The sequence below is a fragment of the Rufibacter sp. JT3400010 genome (assembly GCF_054956755.1).
Genome location: NZ_JBUDXA010000028.1, coordinates 56,639 through 75,111 on the forward strand (window position 1 = coordinate 56,639; position 18,473 = coordinate 75,111).

An 18,473-nucleotide genomic window follows, 5' to 3' on the forward strand; every position below is an offset into this window, starting at 1 on the left:
GAGCGCACGGAGGGAAACCATGCAACAACAAAAGCATAAGGGCACCGCATCAACCACCCACCACGCCAGCAACAGGCAAATCTCATCCCCATCTGCAAACCGCACCGCTTACCTCTCATCTATTTTCCGCTGGTTTTTTCTAAAACAATTCGAAAACAGGTTAGTTTTGTGACAATGTACTCTTCGGCTTTACCATGACCAGACAAGAACTCTTTGAACAAATCCAGCGCAAACGCTCCTACCTATGCATTGGGTTAGATACAGACATAAAAAAGATTCCGCCACACCTGCTCCACCTGGAAGACCCACTCTTTGAGTTTAACCGGCAGATTATTGAAGCTACCTCTGATTTATGCGTGGCGTACAAGCCTAATGTGGCTTTTTATGAAGCGCATGGCCCCAAAGGCTGGGTAAGTTTGGACCGTACGTTGAGCGTTATTCCGCAAAATGTGTTCACCATCGCTGATGCCAAGCGCGGCGATATTGGCAACACGTCAGAACTCTACGCCCGGGCGTTCTTTGAGCAGATGAGCTTTGATTCCCTCACAGTAGCGCCGTACATGGGCCAGGATTCCGTGACGCCTTTCCTGCAATTCCCCAACAAATGGGTGATCTTGCTGGCTCTCACGTCCAACCCCGGGCATGATGATTTCCAGTTGCTGAGCGTAGTGTCTGAAGGAAAGTCGTACTTCATGTTTGAGAAAGTGATTCAGAACAGCCAAGTCTGGGGCTCCGCCGATAACCTGATGTACGTGATTGGCGCCACCCGCCATGATTATATAGAACGCGTACGGGAACTGGCTCCAGACCACTTCTTGCTGGTGCCGGGGGTAGGTGCCCAAGGTGGAAGCCTGGAGGAAATCTCCAGATTCGGGATGAACAAGCAATGCGGGTTGTTGGTGAATTCTGCCCGCCAGATTATCTATGCCTCGCAAGGCGAAGACTTCGCTGAGAAAGCCCGCGCCGCCGCTTTAGCCGTGCAGCAGGAGATGGAACGGTATCTCAACGACTATCTACCTCAGTAACCCCATTGTTCAGGCACGAGCTTTTAGTTGAGCTGACTTATTCGTTTCAGGGCTGCTTTTCTAAAAGCGCTTGGTAAACAGTAATTACTGATAGCAAAACACAACAGCCTTTCAGAGCTTTCTGCGTATGTGCTCAGAAGGCCTGAAAGGCTGTTCCGGTTTCTATGAAAGAGGATTTTCTGCACTACATCTGGCGCTACCAGTACTTCCGGAGGGAAAATTTGCTGACTTCTGAGGGCGAAGAAGTAGTGGTGCTGCACCCAGGCTTTTATAACCGGTTAGATGCGGGTCCAGATTTCTCGGGTGCCCGGATCAAGATAGGCGAAACGGAATGGGTGGGCAGCGTGGAACTGCACCTGAAAGCCTCTGACTGGCGCCGCCACCAACACCAGCACGATGCCAAATACAACCAAGTGGTTTTGCACGTGGTTTGGGAAAACGATGAACCGGTGCACCGCGAAGAAGGAACCCTTCTGCCTACGCTAGTACTGATGGGCCGGGTAGCTTTGCCTTTGCAGGCTCAGTACCAGGAGTTGACCTGGAGCCAGGAGGTGATTCCCTGCGCAGCGCAGGCGGTACAGGTTAACAGCGTCTTCAAATCGGCTATGCTGGACAGGACCTTGCTGGAGCGGCTGGAACTGAAAGCAAATCTGGTACTGGAACGGCTGGAACTGAACCGGCAGGACTGGGAAAGCACCGTATACCAGACACTGGCCATCGGGTTTGGGTTTAAGATAAACCAGGAAGGTTTTCTGCAACTCACGCGGGTGCTTCCGTGGGGAATAGTCAAGAAGTATAGGTCCTCGCCCAGGCAGTTGGAAGCCTTGGTGTTCGGCCAGGCCGGAATGTTAGTCCTTGACGAAAAACAAGCGGAAGAGGCGTATCTCAATAGCCTTAGCCGGGAACACCGTTATTTGGCACAAAAGCATGGATTGCCGCCGAGTTTAAGTAAAAAGGCCTGGAATTTCCTGAGGTTAAGACCTGCTAATTTTCCGGCGGTCCGGCTGAGTCAATGGCTGGCCGTACTACAGGCACATCCGCATCTTTGGTCTGGAATGGTGTCCTGCGAAACCAAAGAAGCATATTTAAGTTTCTTCCGGCAAACGCCACCAGTGTATTGGCAGGAACATTACGCCCCAGGGAAAGCATCGGCGCAGCCACTTCCCAGAATAGGAGATGAAAGCATACAAGGTCTGTTGATTAATGTGGTGGCCCCGTTGCTGGTGGCGTATAGTAGACGCATGGACAATGCCGCCTACCAGGAAAAAGCGGTAGAATTGCTGGAAAGCCTGACCAAAGAACACAACAAAGTAACCAGACTGTACACCGGTCTTGGGTTCCCGAATGGCAGCGCAGCAGATTCGCAGGCCTTGATTGGCCTCTACCAAACGTACTGCGCACCCCGGAAATGCGTACATTGCGTCCTTGGGCACCGCCTGATGAAACAGAACCTTTCCCTTCCATGAACCTGCTGAACTGGCTGCACCTTCCGGTTTTCTTCTTCTTGATCTATCTGCTCTGGCGTTCAGCGGGGAAAAAGACCATGCGCAAGCTTTTCTGGCCAGCCTTGCTCCTGAAGTTAGTGGCAGGAGTGATGCTAGGTCTGGTGTATCAAAGATATTTAGGCGGCGGAGATACCTGGGGCTTTCATACCGAAACCCTAAAAGTGATAATAGCCGCGGAAAAGTATCCTGAACAGTACTTTCGGCTGTTGTTTTTCAACAAGATGGGAGTAATCCCAATCGGGTATTCTCAGTGGCCGGAGTATTCCAATTCCTTTTTCTTTATTAAAGGGCTGAGTCTGCTGTATTTTATGACGGGTAATTCTTACTGGTTCAGCGGCTTCTATCTTTCTTTGTTAAGTTTCTGGGGCTGTTGGTACCTAGTTGAAAAGCTGAATACCAGTTTTCCTGCTTATGGCACCGCTTCGGCTATCGCATTTTTGTTTTTCCCCTCGGTGGTTTTCTGGACGAGCGGTGTTGCCAAGGAAAGTGTACTCATGGGTAGCCTCTGCCTCACTGCCGGGCTCTTCCTGCGGATTTCTTCGCTTAGGAATTCAAGCAAAGGTTTAGGGAAAATTCTCCTTTTAGTTGCAAGTATTTACCTGCTCTGGAAAATAAAATTTTTCCTGGCGGCGGTTCTACTTGTCCTGCTGTTTACCTGGCTGTTGATGGAATGGCTCACGCCTAAACTGAATTGGTTACAGACTGGAAGAAACCGATTCTTAATGTGGGTTGCGCTGTCACCGGTAGCGGCCTTTATCGCCTCTTTTGCCCACCCAACTTTCAATCTGGATTTTTTTGTGCAGCACATTGTATGGAATTATAAAGGAATAATGGCGCTCACTGATAAAGCTAACCCTATGTTGACTTTCCCAGACCTGCAGCCTACGCTTTCTTCTATGTTGTGGAATGCTCCGTCAGCTATTCTGCAGATGCTTTTCAGGCCATTTCTATGGGAACCGGCGCCGTTGATTTACAAGTTAATAGCCTTGGAAAACCTGCTGCTGCTGTTACTGGTTATCTTAACCATTTTCAACTTGCTCCGCACCAAAAAAGTCCCGCTGTTGCCTTCGTTCTTGGCGGTGTTATTGGTCTTTTTTTGTGTCTCGGCGGTGCTGGTGACATTGCCAACCCCCAATCTGGGTTCTCTGAACAGGTACCGGGCACCGTTGCTGCCTTTCATTCTACTGATCGTCTTAGCGTGGGGACCTGTTCCGGCTTGGCTTGAGAACCAGGCAAAGCGGTGGAAGTAATCTATTCCGTTTTCTTTCCCTATTTTTGCACGGAAATCGTTTCTACCCTTGTTTCTGAGAAACGGATAAAAAACGCAGCACGGTTCAGTTTTCGTAAATGATAAGAAATCAGGCTGTTCTTACATACAAGTCAAGAGAGATATGCAAAATCCAGTAATCATATTAGGAGCCCAGGAATTGGGTGTGTTGGCGTTAGATGCGTTTCAGAGCAATGACGTAGTGGTGTATTGCTTCCTAGATGACCAGGTAGCTCTGCAACAAAAAGAAGTGAACGAGATCACCGTCATGGGCAACACCGAAGACGAAAACATTCTGAAACTGTTGGGCAAGAAATGCGACGTGTTTGTGGCTGCGGAAGATACCGCTGCCCGCAAAAGTATGACCAACATGCTGAAGGAAGACTACAAAGTGGTCCCGGTAAATGCTATTCACAAGTTCAGCTATGTTTCAGAGCATGCCTGGTTGGGCCACGGAAACTTCATTCAGGCCGGAGCCATCGTGAATTCCAACGCCAAAGTAGGAGATAACTGCATCATTGGTTCACGCGCGGTAGTAGATGCCAATGCTGAATTAGCAGACCACGTGCAGTTAGGAGCCGGAGCCATGATTAACGCCGGCGTAACTATTGCCGAAGGAGCCTTCATAGGAACCGGAGCGGTGATTGTGTCAGGCGTGAAAATCGGCAAGAATGCCCGTGTAGGAGCCGGAGCTGTAGTCGTAGCCGATGTGGCTGCCAAGCAAACTGTCTTCGGGAACCCCGCCAAACCAGTTTAAAGACATAAGACGCTAAATGTTAGCCGTGAGACTCTGGTCCGATAAAGGTCATTTTCCGTTTCTAGTCGGTTTCCTACTTTTGCACCAAAACAGAAAAGCTGTTGTTGCCCATTAGCCACATCAGCACATTAAATAAGTAGCACATTAACCACACACTTAGTCTGAAACTAAGCCGTATGAAAAAGTACAGTATCTTACTCTATTACCATTACACCAAGATTGAAGATCCGGAGTTGTTCCGTGAGGAGCACCACTTGCTGTGTCTTAAGTTGAATTTATTAGGCCGCATCATCGTGGCGCCCGAAGGCCTGAACGGAACGGTGTCTGGCCTGGTAGAAGACTGCGAAGCCTACATGGCCGCCGTGAAAGCCGATCCTCGGTTTGAGGGCATCGACTTTAAGGTGGACTACGCCGATGAACACGCGTTCACCAAACTGCACGTGCGCCACAAACCGGAGATCGTACATGCCGGTTTGCGCAACATTGACCCTACTGAGCGTACCGGGGTGCATTTGTCGCCACAGGAGTTCAAGGAGATGAAAGACCAGGAAGACGTGGTAGTGCTGGATGTTCGCTCTGATTATGAACACAGCATGGGCAAGTTCAAAAACGCCGTAACCCTGGACATCGAGAATTTCCGGGAGTTTCCTGAGAAGATTGACGAGCTGAAGGAGAAGTACGAAGGCAAGAAAATCCTGACGTATTGCACCGGCGGTATCAAATGCGAGAAAGCGAGCGCGTTCCTGTTGGAGAAAGGCTTTGAGAACGTGTACCAGCTCCATGGCGGTATCATCAAGTACGGCATGGAAGCCGGTGGCGAGGACTTCGAGGGGAAATGCTATGTGTTCGACAACCGCGTGGCGGTAGATGTAAACAAAGTGAACCCGGTGGTCATTTCCCGCTGCCACGTGTGCGAAACGCCTTCGGCCAGGATGGTGAACTGCGCCAATCCGCACTGTAATCTGCACGTGCCTATCTGCGAGAGCTGCGGTACTAAAATGGATGGTGCCTGCTCCACCACCTGCCAGGAACACCCCGATAAACGTCCGTACGACGGCACCGGTTATTACCAGAAGAACACGAACGGCTACAACCCGTACAAAGGTTTGAACCGCCGCAAAGCGGAGCAACCAAAGGCCGTATAAACCATAAGCAGGTAAGGAAAGCGCCGCTTGTTGCTGTAGGGCAAGAAGCGGCGCTTTTTTATACATTTATTTCTATCGGCCGTAGGCCGATGTGGAACCCACGTTCTGTTGTCACACCCTAAACTATGAAACTATGGCCCGTATTCCTGAGTCTGAACTGATTCTGAACGCCGATGGCAGCATTTACCACCTGAACTTGCTACCCGAGCAGATTTCTGATACCATCATCACCGTGGGCGACCAGGACCGCGTAGCGCGCGTGAGTCGGCATTTTGATTCCATGGAGGTGCAGGTAGCCAAGCGCGAGTTTGTCACCCACACGGGCTACTACAAAGGCAAACGTATCTCGGTGGTTTCTACCGGTATTGGAACAGACAACATTGACATTGTCATGAACGAGCTGGACGCGCTGGTGAACATTGACTTTGTGAGCCGTGAGGCCTTGGAACACGAAGACCGCATCTCCCTGAAGATTGTCCGGATCGGGACGTCGGGCGCATTGCGGGAAGACATTCCGCTGGGCAGCCACTTAGCCACTGAGTATGCGTTGGGACTAGACACGCTCATGCAGTTCTACCCGCTTATGGAAACCGGCTATGAAACGGAGATTGCCGTGAACTTGCAGCTAGCCTTAGGGCTTGGTTTCTTGCCGTACTGCGCCAAAGGCTCAGACATTCTGCGAGAGCAGATAGGCTTTGATATGATTCACGGCAACACCTTTACCTGTCCGGGGTTCTATGCGCCGCAGGGTAGATTGTTGCGTTTACAGCCTAAAATTGAAGATATGATCCAAAAGCTGAGCTCCTTCCGGTTTGAGGAGGTGCAGTTTACCAACTTTGAGATGGAGACGGCAGGTATTTATAGCTTAGGCCGTTTGCTAGGCCATGAGGTTCTTTCTTTGAACGCCATAGTGGCCAACCGTATTACCCATCAATTTGCCCAGAACGCCGACCAGGTGATAGACGATTTGATTGTCAAAGTACTGGACCGGATTTAATGCTTGCTAAAACCGCCTAAAGAAAAAAGGCCTTTGGTGCATAACCAAAGGCCTTTTTTCTTTAGGCGGTAAAAGTACGAAGCCTGATTTTGAAATCTCAGGCAGTCATCTTAGAAGAACTCCACTCCCAAGATAGAGGAGGTAGGCATGGTAACCCCAGATTTAATGGTGGTGTACTCCTTGTCGGCTTGCCAGATGGTGGTTTGCACCCTGAGAATGGTGCCAGAGGCAACCTGAAAGGTGAGTTCTACTTTTCCCTGATACCCGTTGCCTAATCGGCTGGCCCGTTCAAGAGCGTGCAGACGTTTCACTTGTGATTCTTTATCCTGCAAAACATCCTCATGACCGAAATGCAATTGTGGGATATATTCCTTCTCAATTAATTGATAATGGAGCACGGTGTTATTTTCCATGGTACGCGTGTTTGGTGTTAGTCGGTAGACCAATGAAGAAAGAATTTCTTACATCTACAAACGGTATTTAACACAATAAGTCTATGTAAAAACAGTTAATTGCGCCCAAAATGGTGTTTTAGGGCTGTTTTACAGAAAACAGCCCTAAAATAATTTACAGGTTCTTCAGGAATTCCATCGTGTCCAGGCCATCGGCGTAGTCGCTCACGGCGGGGCATTGCGCCTGCCCAAAGGCGTAACTGTTGGGCCAGATAGCTTCCTGTGAAACCACGCATTGCAACTTTTCCTGAATGGTCTCCAGCTTCTGTTCCAGTTCCTGGTCATTGGCGTAGGTTTCGTAAAACAGCACCGAAATAGGGGAGACCAGTTGCTCGCTCTCCGTAACCATCAGAAAACCGTTGTCTAAGTGCGGCACCGCGTTGACCAGGTAAATGGACTTATTGTAGTCGTAGTTGTTCTGGTATTTGTGGTGGTTCACTACCTCTTTCTTGTACTCCATGGCCTCGAAGAAAGGAGTGAAGTCATAGTTGGCCGGAACAAACGCTTTGGCCACGTTGCGGCAGCCCAAGCCATAGTAGCGCAGAATATCATCGCCCAGGGCGACCAGTTCTTCTTTGGTTTCCTTGCCCGTGAGCACGGCCACGCTGGTGCGGTTCTTCCTGATAATGTGCGGGCGCTTCGCGAAGTAGTATTCAAAATAGCGGGCGGTATTGTCTGAACCGGTAGCGATGATGGCCTCAGATTCCTTCAGCATCATGACCAACTGGATCTGCTCCTGGAAACCAGGTTCAATCTCGGTGAGTTTATTCAGCAGATGCGGAATCAGGAAAGGATCATCAGAACTCGGCTTAGCCTGTAGAATGTGCCCGGTGATGAGAATGCAAAGGGCATCATGAAAACCTACGGCCGGAATGTTACCCGCCATCACCACGCCTACCTTTTTGGGGTTTTCGTTTACCTGCGGCAAGTTGTAGGAGTTAATCCAGGCCCTCAGTTGGTTCTCTTCCAGCATACCAGCCAGTCCGTCCAGCGCCGCCGAAACATTGGGCAGGTCGAAGAAGTTATTATGCTGACCCGCGCGCCGGGCCAGGTATTCGCGCTCCTCTTGCGGCAGTTGCCGTAGGTAATCGCCTAATTGTATGAATGCGGAAAGTCTGTTTTCTAAAGTTAACATGAAGGGGTAACAGTGGAAGCGTGAGAAACGTTTGATACAATGCGCGCTACGTATTACTTTTGCGCGCAGGATGGCGTACCTATATCTGGTGCAAAATTACTAAAAAGAAACAGGAGATACGATTATGGCGATAATGATCACGGATGAGTGTATCAACTGCGGCGCATGTGAGCCGGAGTGCCCCAACACGGCCATCTACGAAGGTGGCGTTCAGTGGACCTGGGGTGATGGTACATCTCTGACCAAAGTGGAAATTGACGGCGGAGAAACGGTAGACGGCAAAGCCCCGCAACCGCCCATCTCTGACGAATTCTATTACATAGTCTCTGACAAGTGCACCGAGTGCTGCGGTTTCCACGAGGAGCCCCAGTGCGCCGCCGTCTGCCCTGTAGACTGCTGCGTAGATGACCCAGACTACCGTGAGACCGAGGAAGCCTTGTTAGCTAAGAAAGAGTGGTTGCACGCAGCCAGCTAATCTTTTTATAGAAGCTATTCAGGAAACCCGCCTCGTGCGGGTTTTTTGTTGGCGAGTGAACTACGGCCGTTTTCTGGAAAACAGACGTAAATCCTGAAACCGAAGCCAGTGGCTGATTGGCGGTTCTCACGGTCTGTAGCGGCGTTGCACAGTAACGCCGTGATACCATGGAACTAGAACGTTTCAATTAGAACATACTTTTGTAAACGGCCAAGGCATTCGTCGCAAAGCGGTTTCGGGTGATTAGAACCTTTGCTGCTGCGTAGAACCACAGCGTTACAGTGTAACGCCGCTACATTGATCGGCAAAGCCCAAGACCTCGTAATGTCCGAAGGTCCTACGAGTGTCTCCACCAGCGCCTTTTCTTCCCTGTTTTCCCGAAAACCGCCTGAAAACAGGAGCTTTCCCGCAGAGCCGACCAATAACTGATAACTCACATCGGCTAATTTGCTATTTTTGCAGGTACACGTGATAGGTGCCGGTTCTGCCATCATAGCACATCAGCACATTTAACACATTAGCACCTTACCCAAGATGTCGATTCCGAAGACCTATAACCCCAAAGAAGTAGAAGACAAGTGGTACGCCACCTGGCTGGAGCGTGGCTTTTTCAAGTCCAAACCAAACCCTAGAAAGCAACCTTACACGGTAGTGATTCCGCCGCCCAACGTAACGGGCGTGTTGCACATGGGCCACATGCTTAACAATACCATCCAGGATGTATTGGTGCGCCGTGCCCGTATGCAAGGCAAAGAGGCCTGCTGGGTACCGGGCACCGACCACGCGTCCATCGCTACGGAGGCTCGCGTAGTAGCCATGCTCAAGGAAAAAGGCATCAGCAAAAGCGACCTTACCCGCGAGGAGTTTCTGCAGTACGCCTTTGAGTGGAAAGAGAAATACGGCGGTATCATTCTGGACCAACTCAAGAAATTAGGTGCTTCTTGCGACTGGGACCGGACCCGTTTCACCATGGAGCCGGCCTTGACCGATGCCGTAATCCAGGTATTCGTGGACCTGTACCGCAAAGGCCAGATTTACCGTGGCGTACGCATGGTGAACTGGGACCCGCAAGGCATGACTGCGCTGTCTGACGAAGAAGTAAACTTTAAGCAGGTAAACGGCAAGCTGTACTACCTGCGCTACGCCATAGAAGGCTCTGACGAAGTACTTACCGTTGCCACCAAACGCCCCGAGACCATCATGGGCGACGTAGCCATCTGCGTACACCCCGAGGATGAGCGCTACAAGCATCTGGCGGGCAAGAAAGCCATTATCCCGTTGGTGAACCGCGCCATTCCTATCATCTTTGACGAGTACGTAGACCGCGAGTTCGGAACGGGGGTGTTGAAAGTAACGCCAGCGCACGATATCAATGACTACGAACTGGGCCAGAAACACAACCTGCCTAGCATAGACGTTCTCAATGACAACGGAACCATCCATGAGCGTGCTGGCCTCTACGTAGGTGAAGACCGTTTTGTGGTGCGCAAGAAAATCACCAAGGATTTGGATGCCCAGGGTCTGCTAGAGAAAGTAGAGGATTCTGTTTCTAACGTAGGTTTCTCTGAGCGTACCGATGCCGTGATTGAGCCGAAGCTTTCCATGCAGTGGTGGTGCAAAATGGACGAGATGGCGAAGCCTGCCCTTGAGAACGTGATGAACGATACCATCAAGCTGCACCCAGCCAAGTTCAAGAACATGTACCGTTCCTGGATGGAAAACGTGCACGACTGGTGTATCTCACGCCAATTGTGGTGGGGCCAGCAGATTCCGGCCTATTACCTGCCAGACGGCACGTTCGTAGTAGCACGTACTGCCGAGGAAGCACTGGAAGAAGCCCGTACCAAGTCTGGAAACCCAGAACTGCAATTAACGGATTTGCGTCAGGACGAAGACGTGCTGGATACCTGGTTCTCTTCCTGGTTGTGGCCTATCTCGGTGTTTGACGGTTTCAAAGACCCGGACAACGAAGATATCCTGTATTATTACCCCACCAATGACCTTGTGACGGCTCCCGAGATTCTGTTCTTCTGGGTAGCCCGCATGATTATGGCCGGGTACGAGTTCCGTAAAGAACTGCCGTTCCAGAACGTGTACCTCACCGGAATTGTGCGTGACGCGCAGGGACGCAAAATGTCTAAATCCTTGGGGAACTCACCAGACCCGTTGAACCTGATTGAGCAGTACGGCGCCGATGGCGTTCGTGCGGGCATGCTCTTCAGCTCTCCCGCTGGGAACGACCTGTTGTTTGACGAAAAGCTATGCGAGCAGGGCCGTAACTTCAGCAACAAAATCTGGAACGCCTTCAGGCTCATCAATGGCTGGGAAGTAGACGAGACCTTGGCCAACCCGAACGAGAAAGCCATCAAGTGGTTCGACTCTAAGTTCAACGAGGCGCTGAACGTGCTGGAAGACCACTTTGATAAATTCCGGATTTCGGATGCTTTGCTCACGGTCTACAAACTGGTGTGGGACGATTTCTGCTCCAACTACCTGGAGATGATCAAACCAGCTTTCGGGTCTCCCATTGATGCGGCTACCTTGCAAGCCACCTATGAATTCCTGGAGAAACTGATGAAAGTGCTGCATCCGTTCATGCCGTTCATCACCGAGGAAATCTGGAACTCCATGGCCGAGCGTGCGCCTAAAAACTGCCTGGTAGTAGCTGCCTGGCCAGAAAAAGGCCGCGTAGATGCAGACCTACTCAAGCAAACCGACTATGTGCTGAACGTGGTAGGCCAAATCCGGAACCAGCGGAATAGCAAGAATATCTCCCCTGCTAAAAAGCTTGCGCTGTACGTACGGCTGGTAGAAGGTAAAAACGCTATTGCCGGTTATGAGACACTGGTAAGCAAACTGGCCAACCTAAGCGAGATTCTGGAAACCGAACAGCCGCTAGATAATGCCTTGTCCTTTGTGGTAGAAAGCGCTGAGTTCTTCATCCCGATGGAAGGTAACATTGACACCGCCGCTGAGCGCGAACGCATCCTGAAGGAACTGGACTACACCAAAGGCTTTCTGGCCTCAGTAGACAAAAAGCTGAGCAATGAGCGCTTCGTTAGTGGTGCCCCAGAAGCGGTCATCAATGCCGAGCGCAAGAAACGCTCAGATGCTGAAGCTAAGATTGCTGCTTTGGAGCAAAGCCTGGCTGCTTTACCCGCTGAATAGTAAGTGAGAATCTGATGAATAAGAAAACGGCTGTCTTGATTGGGGCAGCCGTTTTTGTGTTTATATCAAATGAATTGCTGGCGCGAGTCTCCAGACTCGTGCCTGTAGATGATGGGTAGTCTCCAGACTACCCTCGCTGCACTAGCAGCGAAATTAGGATTGCTGATCTTCTACAAGGTCATATCTAAGGTAGCAGAAAGGCACGTAAGTAACTTCCGCGCCATAGCAATCCATTAGATGAAAGATAACCCTGCTCATGGTTTCCGGCGAGTGGAGACTCGCTTCATCCTAAGGCACGAGTTTGGAAACTCGCGCCAGTTATTTATAAAGTTCTTCCTACCGTTTTAAGGCCATTTCCTGAAAACAGCCATAAACTGCTACAAAGTAGAAGAGTCCAATCTGGTCCAGGTGATGGTGCCGTTATTTACAGCGTAGCGGAGGAGCAGGTACCCACCATTATGGCCGTCCTCAAAGTAGGCGAGGGCATGTCGGTCGTTGAGGATGCGGACGTCCTGGATGGCCATGGTGCCGCCCATGGTTCCCGAGGCGGTGAGCAGGCTTTTCTGCTTGCGCATGAGGTCGTTCATGAGGTCAGCCTCAGGGTTTTTCAGGCCTTTCTTCTTTAGCCGCTGTATGTCTCCTTCAGTTAAGGTGCCAATCTCTTCTTCAAAGGACGTGGATTCTGGAGGTGTCACTTTCTCTACGGTTTCAGAAGTCTCTGGGGCGGGACTCTCCGGTTGCGAGGGAGACAGCGTATCTATGGGTGCGGTCTGGGAGTAACGCATGACCTGTTGCTCCAGGCTAGTAATTTTCTCGTTGGCCAGGGCCAATTGGCTTTCGGCTTGGCTGTTTCTCCAATAGAAGAAGATGGCCAGAAATAGCAGAAAAGCGATAAGAAGCAGAAGAAGGGTATTTTTCATGGTTGATGAAGTATCAGGGCGGTAGAAGCCTTGGTAAGATAAGACTTTTACTATATTCTAAAGAGGCGGGTTGTGCTTTTCTATTTTAGGCCTGTTTTTACCAAATCGGGCCTAAAGCAAAGCCCGCAAAAAAGCCTCTCCGGCAAAGGAGAGGCTTTCTCAAAGGAGGAGATCATTTTCAAATCTCCCAATCTATAAATCTTCAAATTAGATGCTGGTATTCGGGTCGAAGGCTTCCAGGTAATCGGCTACGCGGCGCACGAACATGCCACCCAGAGAACCATCCACCACGCGGTGGTCATAGGAGTGCGACAGGAACATGAACTGACGGATACCGATCAAGTCACCCTCAGGCGTCTCGATTACGGCAGGCTTCTTCTTAATCGCGCCTACGGCCATGATGGCCACTTGCGGCTGCATGATGATAGGCGTACCCATCACATTCCCGAAGGAACCTACGTTGGATATGGTGTAGGTTGGGTCTGCCAGGTCAGCCGGAGTCAGTTTGTTGATACGGGCACGGTTGGCCAGGTCGTTCAGACGCTTGGAGATGCCGTTCAGGTTCATCTGGTCAGCGTTGTGAATCACCGGTACAATCAGGTTACCAGAAGGCAAGGCCACGGCTACCCCGATGTTGATGTCGCGTTTTTTGATGATTCTGTCACCGTCTACGCTTACGTTTATCATCGGAAAGTCTTTGATGGCTTTCACGATGGCTTCAATGAAGATAGGCGTAAAGGTGAGGTTCTCGCCTTCGCGTTTCTTATAGGCGTCTTTGGTTTTATTCCGCCAGTTCACAATGTTGGTCACATCGGCCTCTACAAACGAGGTTACGTGCGGCGAGATGCGTTTGCTGTCTACCATTCGCTGCGAGATCATCTTGCGCATGCGATCCATTTCAATGATTTCCACGTTGCCGCTGTACGACTGCGCCGGAGCGGTAGAAACCTGGGCAGCAGGAGCAACAGGAACTGCTTGTGGCTGAGGTGCTGGTTGCGGAGCAGAAACTTGGGGAGCGGCAGGAGCAGCGGCAACAGGTTGAGCATTGACAGCAGGCGCACCGCCGTTTTGACGGTTGGCTACATAATCCAGGATATCTTTTTTAGACACGCGGCCTTCTTTGCCGGTACCCGGAATGTATTCCAACTCCTGCATGGAGATTCCTTCCTCGCGGGCAATGTTCAAGACCAACGGGGAGTAGAAACGACCGGAGGCAGGTTGCTCTAACCGTTGGGAAGTTTGCGCTGAAACCTGAGCAGCTTCGGCTGGTTGAGCCGTTGCCTGTTCAACTGGTTGTGCGGCTGGAGCTGCTTCCTGGGCGGGTGCCGAAGAAGTGGGTTGGTCATCGCCGCCGGTGTTAATAATGGCGATAGGAGCACCTACGGCTACTACCTGACCTTCTTGTACCAGAATCTCTTTCAGTACGCCGCCTTGTATAGCCGGTACCTCGGTGTCAACTTTATCGGTGGCTACTTCCAGCACAGACTCATCTTGTTCAATGGTGTCGCCTACTTGCTTTAACCATTTCAGCACGGTGCCTTCCATGATACTTTCGCCCATTTTGGGCATCACCATTTCTACAAGAGCCATATGTATGAGTGTGTCAGTTTTTATGTAAAGTGATTAGAATACCGCAATCAGGACAGGAACCGGTTCATGCAATGTTACAGAAAAACAGCGAATAATCACTGGAAAGCCGTAAGCGGTTCTCGGAACCTAACTGTTGTTAGGCAAATTTAGGCTTTTTTGCTTATTCCTCAACCCGCCGCCGCAAACTTTGCCTGATTAGGTCCATGACCTGCAGGGCGGTGTACTCAATATTGAGCAGGCGGGTTTTGTTGTAGCTGATCTTGCGGGCTACGGTTTGGTGAGCATCGGCGTAGGCAATCCAGATGGTGCCCACAGGTTTGTCTGGGGTGCCGCCGTCCGGTCCCGCAATGCCGCTGGTGGAAATCCCGATGTCGGTTTTCAGGAGTTGGCGAACGCCTTCGGCCATGGTGCGTACCGTTTCTTCACTCACTGCGCCGTGCTGCTCCAGGGTTTCGGCTGAAACGCCTAACTGGGTTTTCTTCACCTCGTTGCTATACGCTACCACGCTGCCCATGAAATACGCCGAGCTGCCCGGTACGCTCGTCAGTTTATGCGCCACCAAGCCGCCGGTGCAACTCTCGGCAGTGGAAATGGTAAGGTTGCGTTCTTTTAAGAGTTGCCCAGTAGCCTCTTCCAGGGTGACCTCGCCGTAGGCGAAAATGTGGTCCGGGATGAGCGCGGTTAACTTGTCTACCTGCTCCTGCAGATGGGCTTCCAGGTCTTGCCCGTTCTCAGAAAAACCGGTGAGACGAAGGCGCACGCCGGCCAGGTAGGGCAGGTAGGCCAGTTTAAGGTTAGCCGGTAAGTTGTCTTCCCATTCCGCGATGGTCTCCGCGAGAAAAGACTCCCCGATGCCGATGGTTTGCACCACTTTATGGATGATCTGCGGCAGCGCAAAATGCTGTTGCAGGTACGGCAATACCGTAGCGGACACCATCTGCTTCATCTCAAACGGAACGCCCGGCATAGACACAATCACAGTGTCTTGCTCGTGAAACAACATGCCCGGAGCGGTGCCCAGCACGTTGCGTACGGGCGTGCACGAAGCTGGCAGAAACGCCTGCTGCCGGTTCACCTCCAGCATGGGCCGGTTGTACTTCTTAAAAATAGCCTCTACGTCATCTAGAGAAGGTTGGTGCAGTTGCAACTCGGTGTTGAAGTAGCGGGTCAGGGTGTGTTTGGTGAGGTCGTCTTTGGTGGGACCCAGGCCGCCGGTGATCAGCACCACATCGGCGCGGGAGATGGCTTGGGTGAGGGCTTCGGTAATAGCATCGGGGTTGTCTGAGATGCTGGTGATCTGCTTTACCCTGATGCCTATTTTGCCCAGTTCCTGCCCCAGCCAGGCAGAGTTGGTGTCTATGACCTGACCATACAAGAGCTCATCACCGATGGTCATGATTTCTGCCGATATTTCTTTTTTCATTTATTTGGCTTGATTTATGCGTATGCCGTCTTGATAAATCTCGGCATAAAAGTAATACACATGTACGCACGTAGGAAGAAACTAGTCTCGCAGGTATTTGTTTTAGGCAGCTTCATTTTAGTTGGCTTAACTTCCTGCACCACCGCCCAAATAGAGCAGGCGCTGGGCACCGTGGCACAGCAAACCGGCCAGGCGGGACAAACCGGAACCTTAACCCAGTCTGAGGTGGCCTCTGGTCTGAAACAAGCCCTTTCCCAGGGAATCAACAAAGGAACGGCGCAGGCTTCGCAGACCGATGGTTTTTATAAAAACAGCTTAATCAGAATTCCGTTTCCGCCAGATGTGCAGCGCGTGGAAAATACCCTGCGCACGCTTGGCTTGGGTTCTGAAGTAGATAAATTCATTTTGACCTTAAACCGCGGGGCCGAAGATGCCGCCAAAAGTGCCGCCCCCATCTTCCTGAACGCCATCAAGCAGTTGACTTTCACCGATGTCTGGAATATTCTACGTGGCGAGAAAGACGCTGCCACCCAATTCCTGAAACGGACCACCACCAGCCAACTCACCACGGCGTTCAGCCCTATTATGCGCCAGTCGTTGAGCAAGGTGAACGCCACCAAGTATTACTCTGAGTTGGTGAACCGCTACAACCAACTTCCCTTAGTGAAAAAAGCCGATCCTAATCTTGAATCCTATGCCACCCAGAAAGCCATTGACGGTCTCTTTACCTTGGTAGCCCAGGAAGAAGCCAACATTAGAGAGAACCCCATTGCCCGCACCACTGAGCTGCTGAAGCGCGTGTTTGGCTCCCGGCAATAACTTGTACTTAATTATGACTAGAGGGGCAGTCGTACTTAGTGCGGCTGCCCTTTTTGTTTTCCGTTCCCTAAAGAAGGTCAAATACTTGTCTTCTGCTTTTGACAACGGTTTGTCTTAGTTCATACTGGCGCAGTGTCCTTGTGGAGCGTGGTATTGTTCTGATTTAGAAAGGAATGTAGAAGAAGGTTTGCCGCGTTGTATCCGTAAAAATAACAGTTCACGGGCAGGGTGCTATTGCTGCTCTCTTGAATTTGGTTATTCTAAGAAGCAGGCATTGGTAGAAAATAGTTTTTGACCTTTTTCTAAAAAAATAGGGCAAAAACGGGTAAACTTTTAAAAGCAATGCGGGGTAAAAGGCAGGGAGTTCATATTTCCCTCAAATTCCATGACTTATTCAAAATTGCCGTACCACCGGCTGGAGAACAAAGCTGATTTAGACGTTCTGCTGGAGGATATTGGAGATGCCCGTATTGTAATGTTAGGGGAAGCCTCGCACGGCACTTCAGAATACTACTCCTGGCGAACCGCCATTTCCAAGCGTCTCATAGAAGAGAAAGGCTTTACCTTCATTGCCGTGGAAGGCGACTGGCCAGATTGCTACCAAATCAACAAATTCATACGAGGTTACTGCAAACCCGGCACCAAAGTGTCTGACGTGCTCAAGCATTTCAACCGCTGGCCTACCTGGATGTGGGGCAACTGGGAAGTAGCAGCCCTGGTAGAATGGCTCAAAGAAAACAATGACCGGCCCAACACCAATAAAGTAGGTTTCTACGGCCTGGACGTGTACAGCCTCTGGGACTCTCTGAACCAGATTATGAAGTACCTGGAGAAGAAAGACGGCCAAGCCGTGAAAGCGGCCAAAGAAGCGTTCAAATGCTTTGAACCCTATAGCTCTGATCCGCAGGAATACGCCCGCGCGGTGGCGTACGTCTCTGAAGACTGTGAAGACGAAGTGATCTCCATGTTGCAGGAACTGGGCAAACGCGAACAAGGTGACCCCAGCAACCAGGAAGCGGTCTTCAACGCCGAGCAGAATGCCTTGGTGGCGGTAAATGCCGAAAAGTACTACAAAGCCATGGTGCGCGGCGGCGGAAGTTCCTGGAACGTGCGCGACGGCCACATGATGGAAACCCTTAACCGTCTGCTTGAATTCCACGGACCAGACTCCAAAGCCATTATCTGGGAACACAACACCCACGTAGGTGACGCCCGCTACACCGACATGGCCCGCGCCGGAATGGTGAACATCGGGCAATTGGCCCGGGAACAGTACGGCCGTGAGAATGTGTATCTGGCTGGTTTCGGGTCTTATGAAGGTTCTGTGATTGCCGGTGATGCGTGGGGGGCACCCATGAAAAAGATGGAAGTGCCGCCTGCCCGTAAAGGATCCTGGGAAGACTGGCTCCACAATTTGGGCGCTACCGATAAACTTCTCCTTTCCCGAGAACTCCGCGAAATCAATGAAGTCCGGCAGCAACTAGACCACCGGGCCATTGGCGTCGTGTATGACCCCAACCGTGAAAAGTACGGCAATTACGTGCCCACTATCATTCCAGAGCGCTACGATGCTTTTCTGTACTTAGATGAGACTGAGGCGCTTCGGCCGTTTATTGTCAAAACCAAAGAAAAAGAGCCACCAGAAATGTATCCGGCCAACGAGTAAACAATTCGGCTCCCAAGCTGTTTCTAAAGAAGTACTTGCGCCATCTTACTACATATATGGGAAAGCCACCTTTCAGGTGGCTTTTTTCAGTTTAGGCGCTTTTGGGCTGATTTTCTAAAAGAAACCTTA

Annotated in this window: 15 protein-coding genes; 10 read left to right on the plus strand and 5 right to left on the minus strand. The window is 50.9% G+C overall.

Annotated features, from left to right (window positions below; genetic code table 11):
• Positions 1-194 precede the first annotated feature (194 nt).
• The 6 genes from pyrF to ACY0JR_RS19340 all read left to right on the plus strand — a co-directional run bounded on the left by pyrF (position 195) and on the right by ACY0JR_RS19340 (position 6,696).
• The gene (gene pyrF / locus ACY0JR_RS19315) at positions 195-1,025 is read left to right on the plus strand and encodes an orotidine-5'-phosphate decarboxylase (RefSeq protein ID WP_462635807.1); all 831 of its coding nucleotides are present in this window, start codon (positions 195-197) and stop codon (positions 1,023-1,025) included.
• Between the two features lie 164 nt (positions 1,026-1,189).
• Positions 1,190-2,491 (plus strand): DUF2851 family protein, encoded by a 1,302-nt coding sequence (locus ACY0JR_RS19320; RefSeq protein WP_462635808.1) that lies wholly within the window; start codon positions 1,190-1,192, stop codon positions 2,489-2,491.
• On the plus strand, positions 2,488-3,780 hold the full coding sequence (locus ACY0JR_RS19325) for a hypothetical protein (RefSeq protein ID WP_462635809.1): 1,293 nt from the start codon (positions 2,488-2,490) through the stop codon (positions 3,778-3,780). Before ACY0JR_RS19320 ends, ACY0JR_RS19325 begins: the two co-directional genes overlap by 4 nt.
• A 141-nt stretch (positions 3,781-3,921) precedes the next feature.
• A complete protein-coding gene (locus tag ACY0JR_RS19330; protein WP_462635810.1) occupies positions 3,922-4,554 on the plus strand; it encodes a NeuD/PglB/VioB family sugar acetyltransferase in 633 nt (210 codons plus the stop codon).
• Between the two features lie 176 nt (positions 4,555-4,730).
• Positions 4,731-5,699, plus strand: coding sequence for an oxygen-dependent tRNA uridine(34) hydroxylase TrhO (gene trhO / locus ACY0JR_RS19335; protein ID WP_462635811.1), 969 nt, complete (start codon positions 4,731-4,733; stop codon positions 5,697-5,699).
• A 133-nt stretch (positions 5,700-5,832) separates the two neighbouring features.
• Positions 5,833-6,696 (plus strand): nucleoside phosphorylase, encoded by an 864-nt coding sequence (locus ACY0JR_RS19340; protein ID WP_462635812.1) that lies wholly within the window; start codon positions 5,833-5,835, stop codon positions 6,694-6,696.
• 110 nt (positions 6,697-6,806) lie between these two features.
• Here ACY0JR_RS19340 and ACY0JR_RS19345 read toward each other — a convergent pair whose 3' ends face one another.
• Together ACY0JR_RS19345 and ACY0JR_RS19350 are read right to left on the minus strand one after the other, a co-directional pair.
• Complete coding sequence (locus ACY0JR_RS19345) at positions 6,807-7,109, minus strand: hypothetical protein (RefSeq protein WP_462635813.1); 303 nt, start codon at positions 7,107-7,109, stop codon at positions 6,807-6,809.
• Between the two features lie 154 nt (positions 7,110-7,263).
• The gene (locus ACY0JR_RS19350; RefSeq protein WP_462635814.1) at positions 7,264-8,283 is read right to left on the minus strand and encodes an aldehyde dehydrogenase family protein; all 1,020 of its coding nucleotides are present in this window, start codon (positions 8,281-8,283) and stop codon (positions 7,264-7,266) included.
• 124 nt (positions 8,284-8,407) lie between these two features.
• Here ACY0JR_RS19350 and ACY0JR_RS19355 point away from each other — a divergent pair, with 124 nt between their 5' ends.
• Positions 8,408-8,758, plus strand: coding sequence for a 4Fe-4S binding protein (locus tag ACY0JR_RS19355; RefSeq protein ID WP_149089117.1), 351 nt, complete (start codon positions 8,408-8,410; stop codon positions 8,756-8,758).
• A 534-nt stretch (positions 8,759-9,292) separates the two neighbouring features.
• Complete coding sequence (locus ACY0JR_RS19360) at positions 9,293-11,926, plus strand: valine--tRNA ligase (RefSeq protein WP_462635815.1); 2,634 nt, start codon at positions 9,293-9,295, stop codon at positions 11,924-11,926.
• A gap of 377 nt (positions 11,927-12,303) precedes the next feature.
• On the opposite strand, the gene ACY0JR_RS19365 is transcribed toward ACY0JR_RS19360, so the two are convergent.
• The 3 genes from ACY0JR_RS19365 to ACY0JR_RS19375 form a co-directional block, all read right to left on the minus strand.
• Positions 12,304-12,846, minus strand: a complete 543-nt coding sequence (locus ACY0JR_RS19365) for a hypothetical protein (protein WP_462635816.1) — start codon at positions 12,844-12,846, stop codon at positions 12,304-12,306.
• Positions 12,847-13,053: 207 nt separating this feature from the next.
• Positions 13,054-14,436 (minus strand): dihydrolipoamide acetyltransferase family protein, encoded by a 1,383-nt coding sequence (locus tag ACY0JR_RS19370; RefSeq protein WP_462635817.1) that lies wholly within the window; start codon positions 14,434-14,436, stop codon positions 13,054-13,056.
• A gap of 160 nt (positions 14,437-14,596) precedes the next feature.
• Positions 14,597-15,859 carry a competence/damage-inducible protein A gene (locus ACY0JR_RS19375; protein WP_462635818.1) on the minus strand — a complete coding sequence of 421 codons (1,263 nt, stop codon included), beginning with the start codon at positions 15,857-15,859 and terminating at the stop codon, positions 14,597-14,599.
• A 60-nt stretch (positions 15,860-15,919) separates the two neighbouring features.
• On the opposite strand from ACY0JR_RS19375, the gene ACY0JR_RS19380 reads away from it, so the two are divergent.
• On the plus strand, positions 15,920-16,678 hold the full coding sequence (locus tag ACY0JR_RS19380) for a DUF4197 domain-containing protein (RefSeq protein ID WP_462635819.1): 759 nt from the start codon (positions 15,920-15,922) through the stop codon (positions 16,676-16,678).
• A 385-nt stretch (positions 16,679-17,063) separates the two neighbouring features.
• A complete protein-coding gene (locus ACY0JR_RS19385; RefSeq protein ID WP_462635820.1) occupies positions 17,064-18,344 on the plus strand; it encodes an erythromycin esterase family protein in 1,281 nt (426 codons plus the stop codon).
• Positions 18,345-18,473: the final 129 nt, after the last annotated feature.

Excerpts from the sequence above, each read along its gene's own strand:
- ACY0JR_RS19345 (WP_462635813.1), bottom strand. The coding sequence starts at position 7,109 with ATGGAAAATAACACCGTGCTCCATTATCAATTAATTGAGAAGGAATAT.
- trhO (WP_462635811.1), top strand. The coding sequence starts at position 4,731 with ATGAAAAAGTACAGTATCTTACTCTATTACCATTACACCAAGATTGAA.
- ACY0JR_RS19350 (WP_462635814.1), bottom strand. The coding sequence starts at position 8,283 with ATGTTAACTTTAGAAAACAGACTTTCCGCATTCATACAATTAGGCGAT.
- ACY0JR_RS19340 (WP_462635812.1), top strand. The coding sequence starts at position 5,833 with ATGGCCCGTATTCCTGAGTCTGAACTGATTCTGAACGCCGATGGCAGC.
- ACY0JR_RS19365 (WP_462635816.1), bottom strand. The coding sequence starts at position 12,846 with ATGAAAAATACCCTTCTTCTGCTTCTTATCGCTTTTCTGCTATTTCTG.
- ACY0JR_RS19375 (WP_462635818.1), bottom strand. The coding sequence starts at position 15,859 with ATGAAAAAAGAAATATCGGCAGAAATCATGACCATCGGTGATGAGCTC.
- pyrF (WP_462635807.1), top strand. The coding sequence starts at position 195 with ATGACCAGACAAGAACTCTTTGAACAAATCCAGCGCAAACGCTCCTAC.
- ACY0JR_RS19325 (WP_462635809.1), top strand. The coding sequence starts at position 2,488 with ATGAACCTGCTGAACTGGCTGCACCTTCCGGTTTTCTTCTTCTTGATC.
- ACY0JR_RS19355 (WP_149089117.1), top strand. The coding sequence starts at position 8,408 with ATGGCGATAATGATCACGGATGAGTGTATCAACTGCGGCGCATGTGAG.
- ACY0JR_RS19330 (WP_462635810.1), top strand. The coding sequence starts at position 3,922 with ATGCAAAATCCAGTAATCATATTAGGAGCCCAGGAATTGGGTGTGTTG.
- ACY0JR_RS19320 (WP_462635808.1), top strand. The coding sequence starts at position 1,190 with ATGAAAGAGGATTTTCTGCACTACATCTGGCGCTACCAGTACTTCCGG.
- ACY0JR_RS19370 (WP_462635817.1), bottom strand. The coding sequence starts at position 14,436 with ATGGCTCTTGTAGAAATGGTGATGCCCAAAATGGGCGAAAGTATCATG.
- ACY0JR_RS19385 (WP_462635820.1), top strand. The coding sequence starts at position 17,064 with ATGACTTATTCAAAATTGCCGTACCACCGGCTGGAGAACAAAGCTGAT.
- ACY0JR_RS19360 (WP_462635815.1), top strand. The coding sequence starts at position 9,293 with ATGTCGATTCCGAAGACCTATAACCCCAAAGAAGTAGAAGACAAGTGG.
- ACY0JR_RS19380 (WP_462635819.1), top strand. The coding sequence starts at position 15,920 with ATGTACGCACGTAGGAAGAAACTAGTCTCGCAGGTATTTGTTTTAGGC.